The organism is Prolixibacteraceae bacterium (genome assembly GCA_019720755.1).
Classification (GTDB): domain Bacteria; phylum Bacteroidota; class Bacteroidia; order Bacteroidales; family Prolixibacteraceae; genus Halosquirtibacter; species Halosquirtibacter laminarini.
The window spans coordinates 3,334,248-3,351,189 of the sequence record CP081303.1 but is presented as its reverse complement, the minus strand read 5'-3'; the positions used below and the strand labels follow the sequence as shown (position 1 = coordinate 3,351,189).

Sequence of the window (16,942 nt, the reverse complement as noted above, 5' to 3'; positions counted from 1 at the left end):
AAAACGTTGCAAGTAGCATAAATGCATACTTGCAACGTGGCAAATTATAACAACAAAAGAATAAACTTATCTTTTAATAAGTTTTTGAATTGATGTAGTTCCACGAACTCCATACAATTTCAAGATGTAAAGACCTGCATCTAAAGTAGAAGCATCTACTCCTACTTGAGAATCAATAGTCCAATCGGCAACTTTATTTCCTAAGATAGAATAAACCTCAACTCTATTCACTGCTTCAGACCCATGAATATTGAATTGAGACTCTACAGGATTTGGGTAAATAGTCCAAGCATTCTTTTTAAATCCATCAACAGAATTAGCAATACCATCAACAAAAACCTTGATATCGTCTAAGAAAACATTGGTCGTGTTCGCAGCATCTAACATTTCAACTGTAAACGCATAACGGATTTTCTTTCCTGCAAAATCTGACAAATTCACTTTTCCAGAGTTCACCCAATTAGGCTTTTCATGTTGGCCTGTAACAACATCTTTAGACCAATTGACACGACTAGAGATATCTGTTATTGCAGAAGCATCGATTTGATCAAGAGGGTCACCATCTCCATCATAACCAGTGTATCCTTCAATCACCAATAACTTAATTGAAGTATTAGCATATTTCCCATAACGTAATGCATTTTTAAACTCAATATATACACTCTCTGAATCAGTAAAGTCCATCTCAGGAGAGATCAAAAATGCTTTATTTCCAGCTAATGATTTACCCACTACACGAACATAACGATTGTCTTCTCCAAATCGATCATCTCCCTCTTTACCAAAATTATGAGTAGAAGAAGACTGTTGTACATAAAATGTTTTTTCATTATCCGTTGCTGGAATATTTACAGTGATCTTTTCAAATTGAGCTCCATCTGGTCCAAATGTATATTCTTTGATTGAACAAACCCCATATCCAGCAGAAGGAGTCACACCAAAAGAAGCATCATCAAAATTGGTATTTGAAAATTCAGCATAAGAACTATCATCAAGAGAAGAAGATATTCTAAAATCACCAAACATTACTCCAAGAGGGGCAAGAATAGGAGCATCACCACTTGCAATAGGGCAAGAATATTCAATAGCAATAGTAACTTTCTGACCAGCAAAGACATTTAATGACACCGTATTTCTACTGTATATATCTTTTTGTTGATATTGCTTAAGATTATTTTTAAAACTATCAGTAGTTATATCAACCCAATTATTGGACAAATTAGCAACATCTCCCACAACATAAGAAGTCGAAGCAAGTAATTTTATCTCACATGAGCCAGTCTTGTCTGATGAAAATGTTCTTGTATAGAAATCTAAGTTAATATTACCAATAGCAGAACTTAAATCGACCTCATCTAAAACTAAATATGTTTTTAACACATCATAAGTCTTATCTGAAGTCCTTGCTGCTGAAATCTTAATGTGTTTATATTCATTAGTACTTGCAGGTCTTGAATAAGCAATCGAATCTTGAGATACAGCTTTAATCCTATACCATACCTGATCAGTACCTGGGGCTGTTCCTTCGATAGTTTGACCATTTACACCATGTGCCCCTTTTAAATATGTCATGGTAGGATAAAATAGTACTGTCTCTTCCTCCTGAGCATAAGCACTATTAAGTGACAATACTGCCACAAGAAATAAAAGTAGATTTTTAATCATAAGCTTTCCAATTTTTAGTTCATCAAATACATTACATACACAACACTTTAGATAGTGTCGCAACTTGATGGAACAAATATTTGGAAAATGAAATGATACAATTGGATATGATCGTACATTTGAGATGAACCAATTGTACGAGACAAAGCACAATATTTCTTAAACACCACATGACAACACAACTTATCACTCTATGAAACAATACATTACTAGTTCATGCGAAAAATTCATGTGCTTTATAACACAATATGAATATGGCTACAGAAAGCAGTACAATAAAATAAATATGTAAAATAATGAAACGGAAATATACTACGAAGAAACTATGTATTAAGAAAAAAAAAGTTCGAATGATTTCTCATTCGAACCTAAATTTACAATTAAATGTAAACATGTGTTATTCCCCTAACACGAAACTAAAACCAACTATCTATATCTAAATCTATGAAATCGCTAATCTAAAATTGATTTTCTTCATAAGCTTTAGTTGGTTGAGCAAAAATGCTCAATCCAAATAAAGTCTCTGCTTATGAAAACTGTGTTATCTCTAACACGAAACTAAAACCAACTATCTATATCTAAATCTATGAAATCGCTATTCTAAAATTGATTTTCTTCATAAGCTTTAGTTGGTTGAGCAAAAATGCTCAATCCAAATAAAGTCTCTGCTTATGAAAACTGTGTTATCTCTAACACGAAACTAAAACCAACTATCTATATCTAAATCTATGAAATCGCTATTCTAAAATTGATTTTCTTCATAAGCTTTAGTTGGTTGAGCAAAAATGCTCAATCCAAATAAAGTCTCTGCTTATGAAAAATGTGTTATCTCTAACACGAAACTAAAACCAACTATCTATATCTAAAATCTATGAAATCGCTATTCTAAAACGGGTACTCTTCATAAGCTTTAATTGGCTGAGCAAAAATGCTCAATCCAAATTAAAGTGTCTGCTTATGAAAAATGTGTTATCTCTAACACGAAACTAAAACCAACTATCTATATCTAAAATCTATGAAATCGCTAATCTAAAATTGATCTTCTTCATAAGCTTTAATTGGTTGAGCAAAAATGCTCAATCCAAATTAAAGTGTCTGCTTATGAAAAATGTGTTATCTCTAACACGAAACTAAAACCAACTATCTATATCTAAAATCTATGAAATCGCTAATCTAAAATTGGTGTTTTTCATAAGCTTTAATTGGCTGAGCAAAAATGCTCAATCCAAATTAAAGTGTCTGCTTATGAAAAATGTGTTATCTCTAACACGAAACTAAAACCAACTATCTATATCTAAAATCTATGAAATCTCTTATTCAAATGGTTTTAAGAAGCGGAAAACAAAGGATGGAACAATGTCCATCCTTTAAAATATCTGCTTATGAAAAAAACGTGTCATTACATAACACAACTAAAACCAACTATCTATATCTAAATCTATGAAATCTCTTATTCAAATGGTTTTAAGAAGCGGAAAGTAAAGGATGGAGATGAATCCATCCTTTTTCTAATATCTGCTTATGAAAAATGTGTTATTCCTAACACGAAACTAAAACCAACTATCTATATCTAAAATCTATGAAATCTCGATCAAAGGGCTTGTCTCAAAGCTCCAACAAAATAAAAAGAACGTAGTAACAAAAGATCTAAACTTGTTTCCCTAATTGTTACATTACAAATGTAGGCGATCTGAAAATGCATTGCGGTTAATGACGGGTTAATTACAGTTAATGAAAAGTTAACACTGCAAATAAGCTCCACTTTATTGATTATCTTTGATGTAACAGAAACACAAATAATACCTGAATGAAAAAAGTTTACATTAATATTTTGATTGGTCTTATGACCATCTCTTTAATAGGGATTACTGGTATTCAGCTTTATTGGATTAAAAATGCATTAGATGTAAAGAATGAAATATTCGAAAGAAGTGTCAACGATGCAGTATACCAAACAGCAAGAAGACTTGAAGATTATCAAAAAATGGAACTTGTAGATCATGTTCTTTTCTCTGATTCGTTAAACTTAGACAGATTACTATTACAAGGAGGACAGATCGTTCAAAAAATGGTATCACCTTCTATTGTTCCTAATGGGTATTTAACAGTAAAAATACAGGCCAATGCCTATATGAACCAACAATCTATGGGTGGTTCACATATAAAAATCCCCATGGATCAGGAAATTAAAAACCTGAGAGACTCTCAGCATCATAATAATGCACCAAAAATGGGGCCTGAGATTCAAAAAACAAGAAAACGTAGTATCAATATAAATGCCATAAATGGAAGCTTAGAGAGTAAAACAAAAGAACTTGAAACAATTTTGCTCAAGTTTGCAAAAGAAATAAATGCTTGGGAACAAGGACACAAATTAGATCCTAATACCGTCAATAAGATACTTAGTGAAGAGTTACGCAATAAAGGGATAAAAACAGACTATGCTTTTTGTTTAACGTCACAACGTAAAAAGATTTACTCTTCTTCAAAAAAATATAGTCCCAAAGATGCTATTTATGCATCGCTATTCCCTTCAGCTATCCTACGTATGGGGTACAAGTTAGGGGTTAGTTTCCCATATCGCAAAAACTACATTATCAGCTCTGTACTAGGAATGGTTGGCCTTTCAACTCTCTTTTCTCTAATCATTATTGTAACATTCGGAATGAGTCTGTACTTAATATTGAAGCAAAAGAAGACTTCAGAGATGCAGAATGATTTCATTAATAACATGACTCATGAGTTCAAAACTCCTATTGCAACAATCGGGGTAGCGGCAGATACAATTATGAATAACCAAATAATTGAAAAACCTGAGCAGATCTCCTTTTTTGCCAACATGATCAAGAAGGAGAATAAAAGGATGAATGCTCATGTTGAAAAGATTCTTCGTATTGCACGACTTCAAAGAAAAGAACTTGAGTTAAATTTCACCGAATTTGACAGTAACGAACTTGTAGATCGATGTATCCAGAGCTTTAAGATACAAGTAGAACAACGAGGAGGAAAAATCACATTTCTTCCCAATGCTAAGAACCCGATCATCCAAACAGATCCGAACCACTTTATTAGTGTTATCAACAACTTACTTGACAATGCTAATAAATACTCCCCAGACACACCTGAAATAGTCGTAGAAACATACAACAAAGATGCTGGAGTAGTGTTTAAAGTTAAAGATAATGGAATGGGGATGGTTAGATCCGTGCAAAATAAAGTCTTTGAAAGATTCTATCGACAGACCTCTGGAAATATTCACAATGTCAAAGGTTTTGGACTAGGACTAAACTATGTAAAAGCCATTGTCGACGCCCATAAAGGAAAGGTTATCGTAAAAAGCGAGCCTGGAATAGGAAGTATTTTTGAAGTATATATTCCACATTATACAAACAATAATTAGATAAGCATAAAAACAGTATACTATGTCAGATAAATCTCGCATATTCTTTTTAGAGGATGATTTAAGTTTTGGAACCGTTCTAAAATCATATTTAGAAATAAACAATTATGATGTCACATGGATTAATGATGGTGCAAAAGCAATAGAAGAGTTCAAAAAGAATCACTACGATCTTTGCATTCTTGATGTAATGCTACCAAATATTGATGGTTTTTCTGTTGGAAAAGAGATTCGTATGATTAATAAAGATGTCCCATTAATCTACTTGACTGCAAAAGCGATGAAGGAAGATATCCTTCAAGGATATCATGTAGGTGCGGATGACTATATAACAAAGCCTTTTGACACAGAAGTTTTAATTTGTAAAGTTCAAGCTATATTAAGTCGTAAAGGAGCAAAAACTGAAGATTCGAAAGAGGACTATAAGATTGGAACAATCGAATTCTCTACCATCACTAGAGTTCTAAAATCGGGAGAGTTCTCAAAGCAACTTTCTCCAAAAGAGGCTTCGCTTCTAGAACTACTTTGCAAACACAAAAACAAACTTCTAACAAGAGAAGTAGCACTAAAACAGATTTGGGGAGAAGACGACTACTTTACTGCTAGAAGTATGGATGTTTTCATCACCAAACTTCGTAAATATCTGAAGGTAGATCCAAATATTGAAATCAAAAACATTCATGGTAGTGGATTTATCATGACTGATGGAGGATCATTAAACTCCTACTAAAAATTTGTTTGGATAACCAAACCATTTTGGTTATCCAAACAAATCATTATTTATCCCATTCACTTAGCAAACCTCCAGTTAGTTTAACCAAGCCCAGATTAGACTCTATCATCCTATATTTAGATCTCAATTTTGCTAAAGCAGCATTTTGATATACAATTTGAACATCACGATAATTAAAAGAGTTAATAGCCCCAACATCATATCGCTCTTTTGCAAGTTTTAAGTTTAACAGAGCACTCTCCTCTGCTTCTTCCGCAACAAATAACAGCTCTTTTTCAAGTAAATATTTCGCATGTTGATTCAGAAGTTGATTCTTTAGACCAATCCATATCGATTCCACTCTAAGCTCTTGTACTTTGACATTATATTTCGCTATCTTTTTGGCTCTCTTCTGTATTCCCCCGTTAAAAAGGTTGTAACGTACTCCCATCTCCACATAAAGATTGCTCACCGAAGCACCATTCCATTGACCACTTGCATCAGCCCAACCATATCCTAAATTGTAGTTCGAGTTTAAAGCAATCGACGGATAATCTCCTGATTTACTCAGTTTATAGTCATCCTCAACCACTGCCAGTGAGAGATACTGAACCATTAAATTCCTATTCGATCTTCGCATCTTTCTTTCCAAATCAGGAAGAAAATAGGTCTGTGTGGGAGCATCCAAACTAGCGGTTAAATCATAATTCACTTGAACAGAGTCCCCAATCAAAAATGCTAAATTACGTTGTAGTGTCTTACTTGTCATCTGCATCCGAAGATATTTCGCTTTATCCTCTAAGTAATTATTCTTAGCCTGGAGAAAGTCAAACTTCACAGCAGTTCCCACCTCTCTTTGGGACTCTACATATTTCATTCGATCATACGATAGTAGTTCTATTGTTTTAAGCACTTCTCTCTCAGATTGATTCAATAGTAGCTGGTAGTAGGCAAGAATAATACTCTGCACCGTATTCTCAATAACGACCATTGCATTTCCTTCAGAAAGGTTTTGCAAGTCAGCCAATTTCGATTTTGTTATATTAACACGAAAGCCATCAAATAGAACCCAACTCAGGTTGACCCCAGCAGAGACGTTGTTTTCATGACTTACCTTAGGAGTGAAAAGATCTCTATTCGTTGCTTTGCCAATGAAAGATAATTGAGGGAAACGCCCTGCTTGACCCCAACTATTCAATAATACAGCCTTATCCACGTCTACTTTATTTATTTGAATATTATAATTATTCTCAAGACCAATACGAACAGCTTCTTCTACAGATAGCCTATTCTGAGACATAAGAGAGATCGGCACAATAAATAATAATATTAATAATCGATATGATTTCATTATTCTATCTATTTAAATTTAATAATACAGGCTTTTAAAAATAAAGAGGAACAGGGACAAGCCAAGCTCCTCCTAATTTTTAATAAGATCTCACTACTTTTCATCAGGAATATCGAGATCTCCCACTAGCGTATTCACACTTTGTGTGGACTCATACATCCTATGTTTCTTCAAATTGATATTCACAATTTCCACCTCACTTGCCTTAACAGATTGCCAATTCCACTCTCCTGTCCTGAAATAGTGATTTAATGTACGTCTTACCCCAGTAAACCATCTTCTTACATCATTCAATATCAAAACTAAAGAAGGAAAAAAGAGAAGAATAAACAATGTTCCAAAAGCAACACCATATGCAAGAGACACCGCCATAGGGATTAAAAACTGTGCCTGAAAACTCTTTTCAAGAATTAATGGATACAGACCTATACTCGTAGTAATGGTAGTTAACAATATAGCACGTAATCTTGATTTGGCAGCTTTATGTATAGCCAATTCTGGTATATCTCCTTCTAGTATATTGGAATTATAGGTAGACAGGAACACCACAGCATCATTAATAATAACACCAGAGAGAGCAATTATCCCCCATACAGAAAGGATAGACACAGGCTTACCAGCAAGACCATGTCCCCAGAATGCACCAATAACAGCCAAGGGAATCATCAAAAGAATAAGAAGAGGCTGTTGAAATGATTTGAAGTGTATCATCAAAATCATTACAATGATAAGAAAGGCAATAGAGTAATAAAAACCGACTGTCTGCATTGCTTCGTTACTCTCTTTCTGTTGTCCTTGGCTCTCAATTTTCACAGAAGGGAACCTTCTTCTTAACTCTTGAAGATCTGTTTTTTCAATCTCTCTAATAATATCGGTAACAGAAGCATCTTGATCTTTTACATCTGCCTCTATCTTCACCTCTCTATATCCATCAAATCTTTTAATAGAAACAGGACCTCTCTTCACAGAGTAGTCCACTAATTCTGAAAGGGGATATTGTCCTTTCGGAGTTTTTACATGCATCTGTTCTAACTGTCCTACACGTTCCCTATCCGACAATGGATATCGTACCCATACTCTTAATTCATCTCTCCCATCCTGTAGTCGTTGGGCTTGATCTCCATAAAAACCCTGTCGAACTTGAGATGCAATAAAAGTTTCATTCAAACCAAGAGCATAAGCTTTATCCTTTAAATTAAGAAGAATCTCTTGTTTGCCTAAAGTGTTATTATCATTAATATTCTTAAGCTTACTGTTTTCATAGAGTCTATCTAAAAGAAAAGTCTTTGCCTCATCCAACATCTCGGTATCTCTACATAACAAACTCAAAGAGACAGGTTTTCCAAACATCGTTTGTCCTGCAATAGTAAATTTACTCAACTCAGGCACAGGACCTATTTTCTTTTTAACCAAATTAGTCAACTCATTGGATGAGATAGGCAATCCTTCAAGATTTCGAGGAAAACAGTTAATAGAACCAGCATGGGAACCATTCTCTAAACCATTAAAGGAGGTACCTAAAATCACAAACGTCTGTTTAATAAAAGAGCGTGTTGTATCAAACTTACTCCCTGTCAAACGACTTATCCACGTGGGCTCAATCTCATCAAAAACATCTCCATATACATTCATTAACGAATCATTTACCTCCCATACCGCTTGGTCAAATCTCTTCAGATAGGCTTCCGTCTGTTTTTCCCCAGATCCTGGAGTAAAGGCAAAATCGATTTGAAAGGAGTCAAATTCCATCGCTGGGAAAAAGGTTGTTTTTATCCACCTAGATTGGAACATCGCAGAGGTAATAATGATCAAACAGACAGGAACAAAGAGGATAACATACCGCCATTTCAGAGCAAAGGTTAGATACCTATCATAAACCCTATCTCGCAACCACTTAATAAAAGTATCCATGGTTTTTCTTACACCACTCTTATGAGAATTTTTGCTATGTCTATCTAATGCTTTAGAACCTCCTAAGTGGGCGGGTAAAACAAAAAATGCTTCGAATAGAGAAAAGAAAAGACATAGTATCACCACATATGCCATCTCACGCATTGTCTCCATTTGATTTTTTAGGAACAACAAAGGCATAAAAGCAACAATCGTTGTAATCACTGAGGTTAAAACAGAAGGGACCACCTCCATGGTACCATCCACTGCGGCAATGATAGGTTTCTTTCCTCGTTCAATATGCTGATAGATATTTTCTCCAATAACAATACCATCATCCACCAAAATTCCAATTACGAGAATCATACCAAAGAGTGAAATCATATTGATGGTCAACCCCATTAAATTAGCAACAATAAACATTGCTAAGAAAGAAGAGGGTATTCCCCAAGCCACCCAAAATGAGAGACGTAGATTCAAGAAGAGAGCGAGGGCAATAAGTACTAATATAAGACCCGTTAGCCCATTAGTCACAAGAAGATCAAGACGACTCTGAAGCACTTCCATGAACGAAAACTCATTTTGCATTGTTACTCCATGATGAGTCTTATTAAACTCTTCGATGTAATTATTTACGTAATCGGTAATCTCTTCAAGGTCCTCACTATTTAATTTTGAAACATTCATACTAACCAAAGCTTTTCCATGCTTTGTGAGTTTTAAAGGAACATCTGCAAACTTCTTCTTTACGATTGCTACATCACCAATAGTTATTTTAGCTCCATTATCATCTGTTCTTAATACGATCTTCTGAATCTGATTTGGGGAAGCAGATCTTGAACGAAATCGTATAAGCACCTCTTCTTCATCAGACAATATTTGACCTCCAGAAATATCCCTATTATTCTGACGTATTGCACTAGTAATCTGATCAAAGGTCAAATTATACCTCATTAAATCGTTCTCTTTAATCTCTACAGAGATCTCCAAGTCGGGATATCCTATCAAAGATATCTGGCTTACGATACTAGAAGCATAAAAATCCTCCTGCACCTCCTGTGCATATTTCTTAAGATCCTTTAAATCGACATCTCCAACAAAAGAGATATAAAGAGCCATAGTAGAACTACGTTGTTTATATACAATAGGACGCTCCGCAGCAGATGGCAATGAAGAAATTCCATCAACCGCATTTTTTACGTCCATCAACATCTCATCGATATCGTGTGTTCCAGTAGTCTCGATATTCACACGACAGCTATTTTCAGATGAAGTGGATGTAATCTGCTTGACTCCTACCAAACCTCGAATAGCTTCTTCAATACGCGAAGTGACCCCTTCTTCCATCTCTATAGGAGAAGCTCCAGGATAAAATACAGAAACATAAATCATCCGGCCTGTTACCTCAGGGAAGAAAGACTTCTTCATCGACTTAAAACTAACAATCCCCGCAATTAGAAGAAAAAGGATAATTAGATTGGCATAAAATGGATATTTTACAAATTGAGCGACAATTTTTCTCATTTCGAAGAAGATTTAAGAATTTGAACACGAGTATTTTCTCGCATGTTTACAAGAGGTTTATCGACAACCATAACACCTCTCGATAAACCATTAATAAGCACAAAATAGTCCTCTTTCTTTAGAATCTTAACAGCACGTTTACGCAACAATCCATCCTCTACTACAAATACCATATTATGATTAAACAGTGCATTCCTAGGCAGACGCATCACATCACTCAGCTGTATATTGTCATACTGCACATTTACATACTGACCATAATATAGATCTGGACAACTCTTTTTAGACACAGAAACAAAAACACTAGACGATTGCGTTGCAGGATCAACAAATGGCGAAATTCGTACGATTTTACCTTTACCTAAAGCTTCATTTTGATCATCCAAAATATGAACAATACTCCCTTTCTTCAACCATTTCAGACTACTGTATAAAAAAGGGACTTCAATTTCAAAAGCGTTATTATCAACCATGGTTGCAATTTTTTGTCCAGGGTTCACATATCCACCCACTTCTACATTCACTGACAAAAAAGTACCATTAAAAGGAGCAAAACTTTCAAAACGAGAAACACGCAGTTCATTTTGCTTAATGCGGAAGTAAGTATTTAGAAAATTACGAGTTGCGAGAAAGGTTTTTAGTTTATCATTTCTCTCAATTTTTAACATGGACAACTCTGGCAAAGGTTTGTCTAAATCTATTGCACGATAAAAGTTCTCAATAAACTCATTACTTTCAGGAAAGTCCACTCTAATATCAGGCAACATACGTGCGACAATAGTTAAAAACTCACTCTTTTGAGCTTTTAATGCTAGTTTATCTTCTTTATCGTAAAGATGATACAACATTTGAGACTTATTGAATGTGGCCCCTTTCTTCAGAGGAATATCCCCAATCATCAACTTCCCTGATGCTTCGGCTGTTAGTAAGACAATATTTTTTGAAAGAACACGTCCCTGTTCTTTCAGTGGAGATTGCAATTCGTTGTATGCTACAGGAATAGCATGAACATAAATAACTTTTTCAACTGTCTCAACATCCTTAGGTTTCGGAGCTGTACTAGAAATAGAGACACTGAATAGGATAGAAATCACAATAAGTGAAACTATCGCTAATAAGGTGACAATGATTTTTCTTTTTAACATTTAGGTTTGTTTTATTATTACACACAGCAGCAGTCAATTCACACCATACTAATTATCACAAAGTTAACAAAATCTACAGAAATTAACAATTATCATATTACATTACCACAAAATCAAAAGAAAGGCTATTACAAATCATTTTTTACTGCATTATGAAACCCTATTACAACCGCAGCACATAGAGTATTTTTTTAATGATTTATCACTTTATCAGGATGATGTTTCTTATGTTGGTTATGATCTTAATAGAATGCTCAATCTGATCGCATCATTCATTCAATTGTTATTCCTCTACGAAAATGAATAGGACTCATACACTACGAGGTCTATAAAAGGAACAAGAAAGTAGAAGCACATATATCAACAAATATTCATCCTGTCACAGACATAAATATATCCGTTGAACGAAAAAAAGATTTAATTCTCGAATATAAGGGGATATTTTAGACATGTTTCGATAGAAAACATAGATTAAAAAAGAATAAAATAAAAAGTACATAAAGGCTCTTTTAGATACCCTTCAGTTACCCATCGGTTACCCATCGGTTACTCGTGGAGTAACTGAAGGGTAACCGATGGGAGTCTATTACGTATCCAATGGAAGCTACACACAAATAAAGATTACGGATTAGATGAGAGTAAAATCAAAAAAGTTTGTGCTATTTTGGTATTAATCTCCATGAAGCCTCATAATTTCTATTTTAACAAAAAGAAAATACTAATTTTGTAATGATAAAGGTTTATAAAAATAGGGCATGAAATCATATCATTTCGATTACATAATTGTGGGCAGTGGACTTGCAGGTCTAGCATCTGCCTACCATGCATCCAAATATGGCAACGTTGCACTACTAACAAAGAGTGCTATCGAAAAGAGTAACTCGCACCAAGCACAAGGAGGAATTGCTTGTGTATATGGTGAAGATGACAACGTGGATCTACATATGAAAGATACCATGATTGCCGGACGAGAACTTTGCGAAACGGAAGCTATTAAGGTTCTTGTAAGTGAAGGGACACTTCGAGTAAAAGAGATTATTGAAATGGGAATGCAGTTTGACACTGATGAACATGGAGAAATAATTTTAGGCCTTGAAGGGGGACACAGCAGAAGAAGGATTCTCCACGCTGGAGGAGATGCTACTGGTGCAAGAGTAACAGATTTCATGTTACAAAAAGTGAAATCTAATCCTGAAATCACCATTTTTGAACGATATTCGGCTACGACCATTATTCATGACCAACAAGCGGCTTATGGTATTGTCGCTGTCAATAATAATACTAGTGAGTTAGAATCATTTTTTGGAAAAAATACGATTCTAGCTTGTGGTGGAATATCTAAGGTATATTCGAGATCAACAAATCCAAAAACGGCTACAGGCGATGGAGTTAGTATGGCTATTGCTGCTGGAGTACAAGTACGAGATCTAGAATTTATCCAATTTCACCCATCTGCCTTAGCAATTAATGGATTGCCATCCTTTTTAATTAGTGAAGCAGTAAGAGGAGAAGGTGCTTATTTGAGGAGTCAAGACGGTTCTAGATTTATGAAAGAGATCCATCCAGACGCAGAACTCGCACCTAGAGATATTGTTGCAAGTGCAATCTTCAATCAAATGAAAAAAGATAATACAGATCATGTATTTCTAAGCTTAAAACACCTCGAATCTGGGTATATGAAACATCGGTTCCAATCTATTAATAGTTTCCTACTAAAACATGGAATTGATTTCACCAAAGAAGATATACCTATTGCACCTGCAGCCCATTATATGGTTGGTGGAATCACTACAGACCTTAATGGAACTACTAGTATGAAAAGGCTTTATGCTGTTGGTGAAGTTGCATCTACTGGAGTCATGGGTGCCAATCGATTGGCAAGCAACTCCTTGTTAGAGTGTCTTGTTTTTTCATACAGAGCCATTAACCAATGTCAGAAAGAGGCTTTGACACTCACAGAGAGTTCGATAACATCTGAAAATGTCTACATGGAACAAGATACAGAAGAGTCCATGGAAACATTTCATAAGATTGAAGGAGAACTTGCAAAAATAATGATGGATAAAGTAGGTATTGTACGAAATCAATCTTTACTTAGTTCTGCATTACTCGATATAGAGAAGTTGAAAAAAAAGATATTCTTTACCAAAAGCTTTTTAGGGACTACCATTATCCAAAGATTAGACACCTGTAGTATAATGATTGAGATGGCACTAAATAGAAAAGAGTCAAGAGGTGGACATATTAGAAGTGATTACAAAAATAGTGTAGAATCATATAGGACTCACTCAAATATTAATAAAACTTTAATAAAGCAAAAAAAATAATTTTACTAGATTGCAGAGAAATCAAGTAAAATAAGATAATTATGAAACTACATATAGAAGAGATTGAACATCTTATTGACCAAGCATTAAACGAAGATCTTCTACAAGGAGATATTACGACACAAAATATTATTCCTAAGGAAAGGATGGCTACTGCATTGATGCACACAAAAGAGAGTGGTGTGATTGCAGGATTGGAAGTCGCAAAAGCAGTTTTTGAGAAAATTGATTCTTCTATCATATTTGAGAAAGAGGTGGAGGATGGTGCATTTGTTGAGAAAGGCAAAGTTATTGTAAAGATGACGGGCTCTTATACATCTCTTTTGATTGGAGAACGCACTGCACTGAACTTTCTTCAAAGAATGTCAGGAATTGCAACTGAAACAAAAAAATATGCAGATCAAACAGTTGGAACAAAAACAAAAATTCTAGATACGCGTAAAACACTTCCGGCTTATAGACATCTTGACAAATATTCTGTATTTGCAGGAGGAGGAACGAACCACAGGATGGGATTATATGATATGGTAATGATAAAAGATAATCATATCAAAATGGCTGGGAGTATAACCAAGGCCGTTGACCAGGTACGTGCAGAGATCCCAAACTCTATTAAAATTGAGGTTGAAACAACATGCTACAAAGAGGTTCAGGAAGCAGTAGCTGCTGAGGCAGATATTATCATGTTGGACAATATGGATAATGAGTTAACAAAAAAATGTGTTGACTTTATCGCAAAACGAGCAAAAGTAGAAGCTTCTGGAAATATGTCTTTAGATCGAATCAAATCCGTTGCCGAAACAGGAGTTGACTTTATATCAGTTGGAGCTATTACACACTCTGTTTCTGCCCTTGATATCTCGATGAACTTTACATCTGTATGAGTCAACTAATTATAGACATAGGGAATACAAGAGTCAAATATGCCGTTTTTGATTTGGATAAAATCATCACCATATTGAGTACTCAAAACTTTGATCTCGAAATATTAACCCAAATAATTGAGCAATATTCTCCTTCATCTGCAATTATTTCTGATGTTCGAAATAACGGAGATCAAATGAAGGAGACTCTCAACAAAAGTATTCGTAAAGTCATACTTTTGTCAGAAAAAACAGACGTACCTATTCACAATTCATATAAAACGCCGGAAACACTTGGAAAAGATCGTCTTGCAGCAGTAGTTGGAGCTTGGGATCTATTTCCCAATAAAAATTCTCTAGTAATAGATGCAGGTACGGCAATCACATATGATTTTATTGATTCAAATGGCACATATCTAGGAGGGAACATTTCACCTGGACTACAAACTCGGTATAGAGCACTACATGATTATACAGGGAAACTACCCTATCTAATCGCTGAAAGTACTGAAGATGAAATAGGGAAGGACACAAACACCGCAATACATAATGGCGTAGGTCTTGGGTTATTATTCGAAGTAGAAAGATACATCAGTTTCTTTTCCAAAAAATATTGTGATCTTCACATTATTATCACAGGTGGAGACGCACAATACTTTGAAACAAAGCTAAAAAATTCCATATTTGTAAACTTTAATATTACTTTAATAGGACTAAACCGAATCCTCAGATATAATGACAAATAAACTATACATACTTTGCTTGGCACTATTCTCTTTGATGATAGTAAAGCCTGCTCAAGGACAAGAGAATAATAATACAAGTTCGCCACTATCTTCTTTCGGTGTAGGCGAATTGTCTAATAATTCTACTGGTAGATCAAACTCTATGGGCGGAACAGCGATAGGGATTAGAGATAGAAATCAGATAAACCCAACAAACCCAGCGTCATATACAGCCAGGGACAGTATGTCTATGGTTTTTGAAATGGGTGCAAGTGGGAAGCAAACTCGATTTAACAGTTCTTCTTCTGTGAATAATACCAATGATAGTAACTTTGACTATATCGCACTTTCTTTTAGAATCAACGATGGTCTCGCATTAGCATTTGGACTTCAACCATATACGAATAAAGGTTTCAATATGCTATCTACTAAAAATGTAGGCACAGATAGTGAAGCTAATATTCTATATAATGGCTCTGGAAGTGTCACGAAATTCTTTTTCGGAACAGGTGTTAAAGTTCTAAAAAACTTATCATTAGGAGTAAATGCTGACTACTATTTTGGTACATTGTCTACTAATTATGGTACCGATTTTAAAAATGCATTGACGACTGACACCTATTTTTCCAAAACAAATAGAATAAGAGGTTTAGGTCTCGATGCTGGTCTACAGTATGATATTAACCTTAAGGACGACAAGTTAATTACTATTGGTGCTGTATATAAGCTTGGTACAGATTTAACGAGAGATTATGATGTTTATGACTATTATAACTCCTATGTACCAAACGGACAAGGAGGAGTTGTTGCCTCAAAAGACACGATAAATTATAGTACTGGAAAAGTGAAAGATGTTAATATTCCTTATGGTTTAGGATTGGGATTCTCTTTCGTTAATCCGGATAAATTAACAGTAGCAGCAGACTTTTATACCGAAGATTGGAGTAACTATAACGACAATATTGGACAACAAAATAACGATGTTAAATACACTCGTAGATATACTGCATCAGCAGGGATAGAATGGATTCCAGAAAAATATGCTTTAAGAAACTATTTTAAAAGAATATCATATAGAGCAGGAGTGAAAATGGAGAATGACTATTTCACTTACAAAGGAAACAATATTCATACGTATGCTGTGACAGCAGGACTAGGATTGCCTATCGCTCGTCAACGATCAACGTTGAATATAGGAATCGAGTTTGGAACCAAAGGAAGTGCAACGCAAACAGCAATGCGACAAGATTATACGAAACTATATATTAGTTTCGCACTTCATGACTATTGGTTCTTCAAACGTAAGATAGACTAAGAGTAGAATATAATATGTAGAATTA

General features: G+C 34.8%; 10 protein-coding genes. 6 read left to right on the top strand and 4 right to left on the bottom strand.

Translation table 11 applies throughout. The annotated features are described in order from the left end of the window. Positions 1-66 precede the first annotated feature (66 nt). Complete coding sequence (locus K4L44_13170; GenBank protein ID QZE13518.1) at positions 67-1,665, bottom strand: T9SS type A sorting domain-containing protein; 1,599 nt, start codon at positions 1,663-1,665, stop codon at positions 67-69. A gap of 1,807 nt (positions 1,666-3,472) precedes the next feature. Between K4L44_13170 and K4L44_13165 the strand changes: the two genes are divergently transcribed. Both K4L44_13165 and K4L44_13160 read left to right on the top strand, forming a co-directional pair. Next, complete coding sequence (locus K4L44_13165) at positions 3,473-5,065, top strand: HAMP domain-containing histidine kinase (protein ID QZE13517.1); 1,593 nt, start codon at positions 3,473-3,475, stop codon at positions 5,063-5,065. A gap of 22 nt (positions 5,066-5,087) precedes the next feature. Continuing rightward, on the top strand, positions 5,088-5,795 hold the full coding sequence (locus tag K4L44_13160) for a response regulator transcription factor (protein QZE13516.1): 708 nt from the start codon (positions 5,088-5,090) through the stop codon (positions 5,793-5,795). Positions 5,796-5,841: 46 nt separating this feature from the next. Here K4L44_13160 and K4L44_13155 read toward each other — a convergent pair whose 3' ends face one another. From K4L44_13155 to K4L44_13145, 3 genes are all read right to left on the bottom strand, one after another. Continuing rightward, positions 5,842-7,128, bottom strand: coding sequence for a TolC family protein (locus tag K4L44_13155; GenBank protein ID QZE13515.1), 1,287 nt, complete (start codon positions 7,126-7,128; stop codon positions 5,842-5,844). Between the two features lie 93 nt (positions 7,129-7,221). After that, a complete protein-coding gene (locus K4L44_13150; GenBank protein QZE13514.1) occupies positions 7,222-10,542 on the bottom strand; it encodes an efflux RND transporter permease subunit in 3,321 nt (1,106 codons plus the stop codon). Next, complete coding sequence (locus K4L44_13145) at positions 10,539-11,687, bottom strand: HlyD family efflux transporter periplasmic adaptor subunit (GenBank protein ID QZE13513.1); 1,149 nt, start codon at positions 11,685-11,687, stop codon at positions 10,539-10,541. The genes K4L44_13150 and K4L44_13145 overlap by 4 nt, the downstream gene beginning before the upstream one ends. Before the next feature lie 755 nt (positions 11,688-12,442). Here K4L44_13145 and nadB point away from each other — a divergent pair. Genes nadB through K4L44_13125 form a run of 4 tightly spaced genes read left to right on the top strand, consistent with a single transcriptional unit; the run spans position 12,443 to position 16,917 of the window. Beyond that, a complete protein-coding gene (gene nadB, locus K4L44_13140; protein ID QZE13512.1) occupies positions 12,443-14,014 on the top strand; it encodes an L-aspartate oxidase in 1,572 nt (523 codons plus the stop codon). A 41-nt stretch (positions 14,015-14,055) separates the two neighbouring features. Next, complete coding sequence (gene nadC, locus K4L44_13135; GenBank protein ID QZE13511.1) at positions 14,056-14,898, top strand: carboxylating nicotinate-nucleotide diphosphorylase; 843 nt, start codon at positions 14,056-14,058, stop codon at positions 14,896-14,898. Continuing rightward, entirely contained in the window at positions 14,895-15,623 is a 729-nt protein-coding gene (locus K4L44_13130) for a type III pantothenate kinase (protein ID QZE13510.1), read from the top strand. The genes nadC and K4L44_13130 overlap by 4 nt, the downstream gene beginning before the upstream one ends. Further along, the gene (locus K4L44_13125; GenBank protein ID QZE13509.1) at positions 15,613-16,917 is read left to right on the top strand and encodes a hypothetical protein; all 1,305 of its coding nucleotides are present in this window, start codon (positions 15,613-15,615) and stop codon (positions 16,915-16,917) included. The genes K4L44_13130 and K4L44_13125 overlap by 11 nt, the downstream gene beginning before the upstream one ends. The last annotated feature ends 25 nt before the right edge of the window (positions 16,918-16,942 follow it).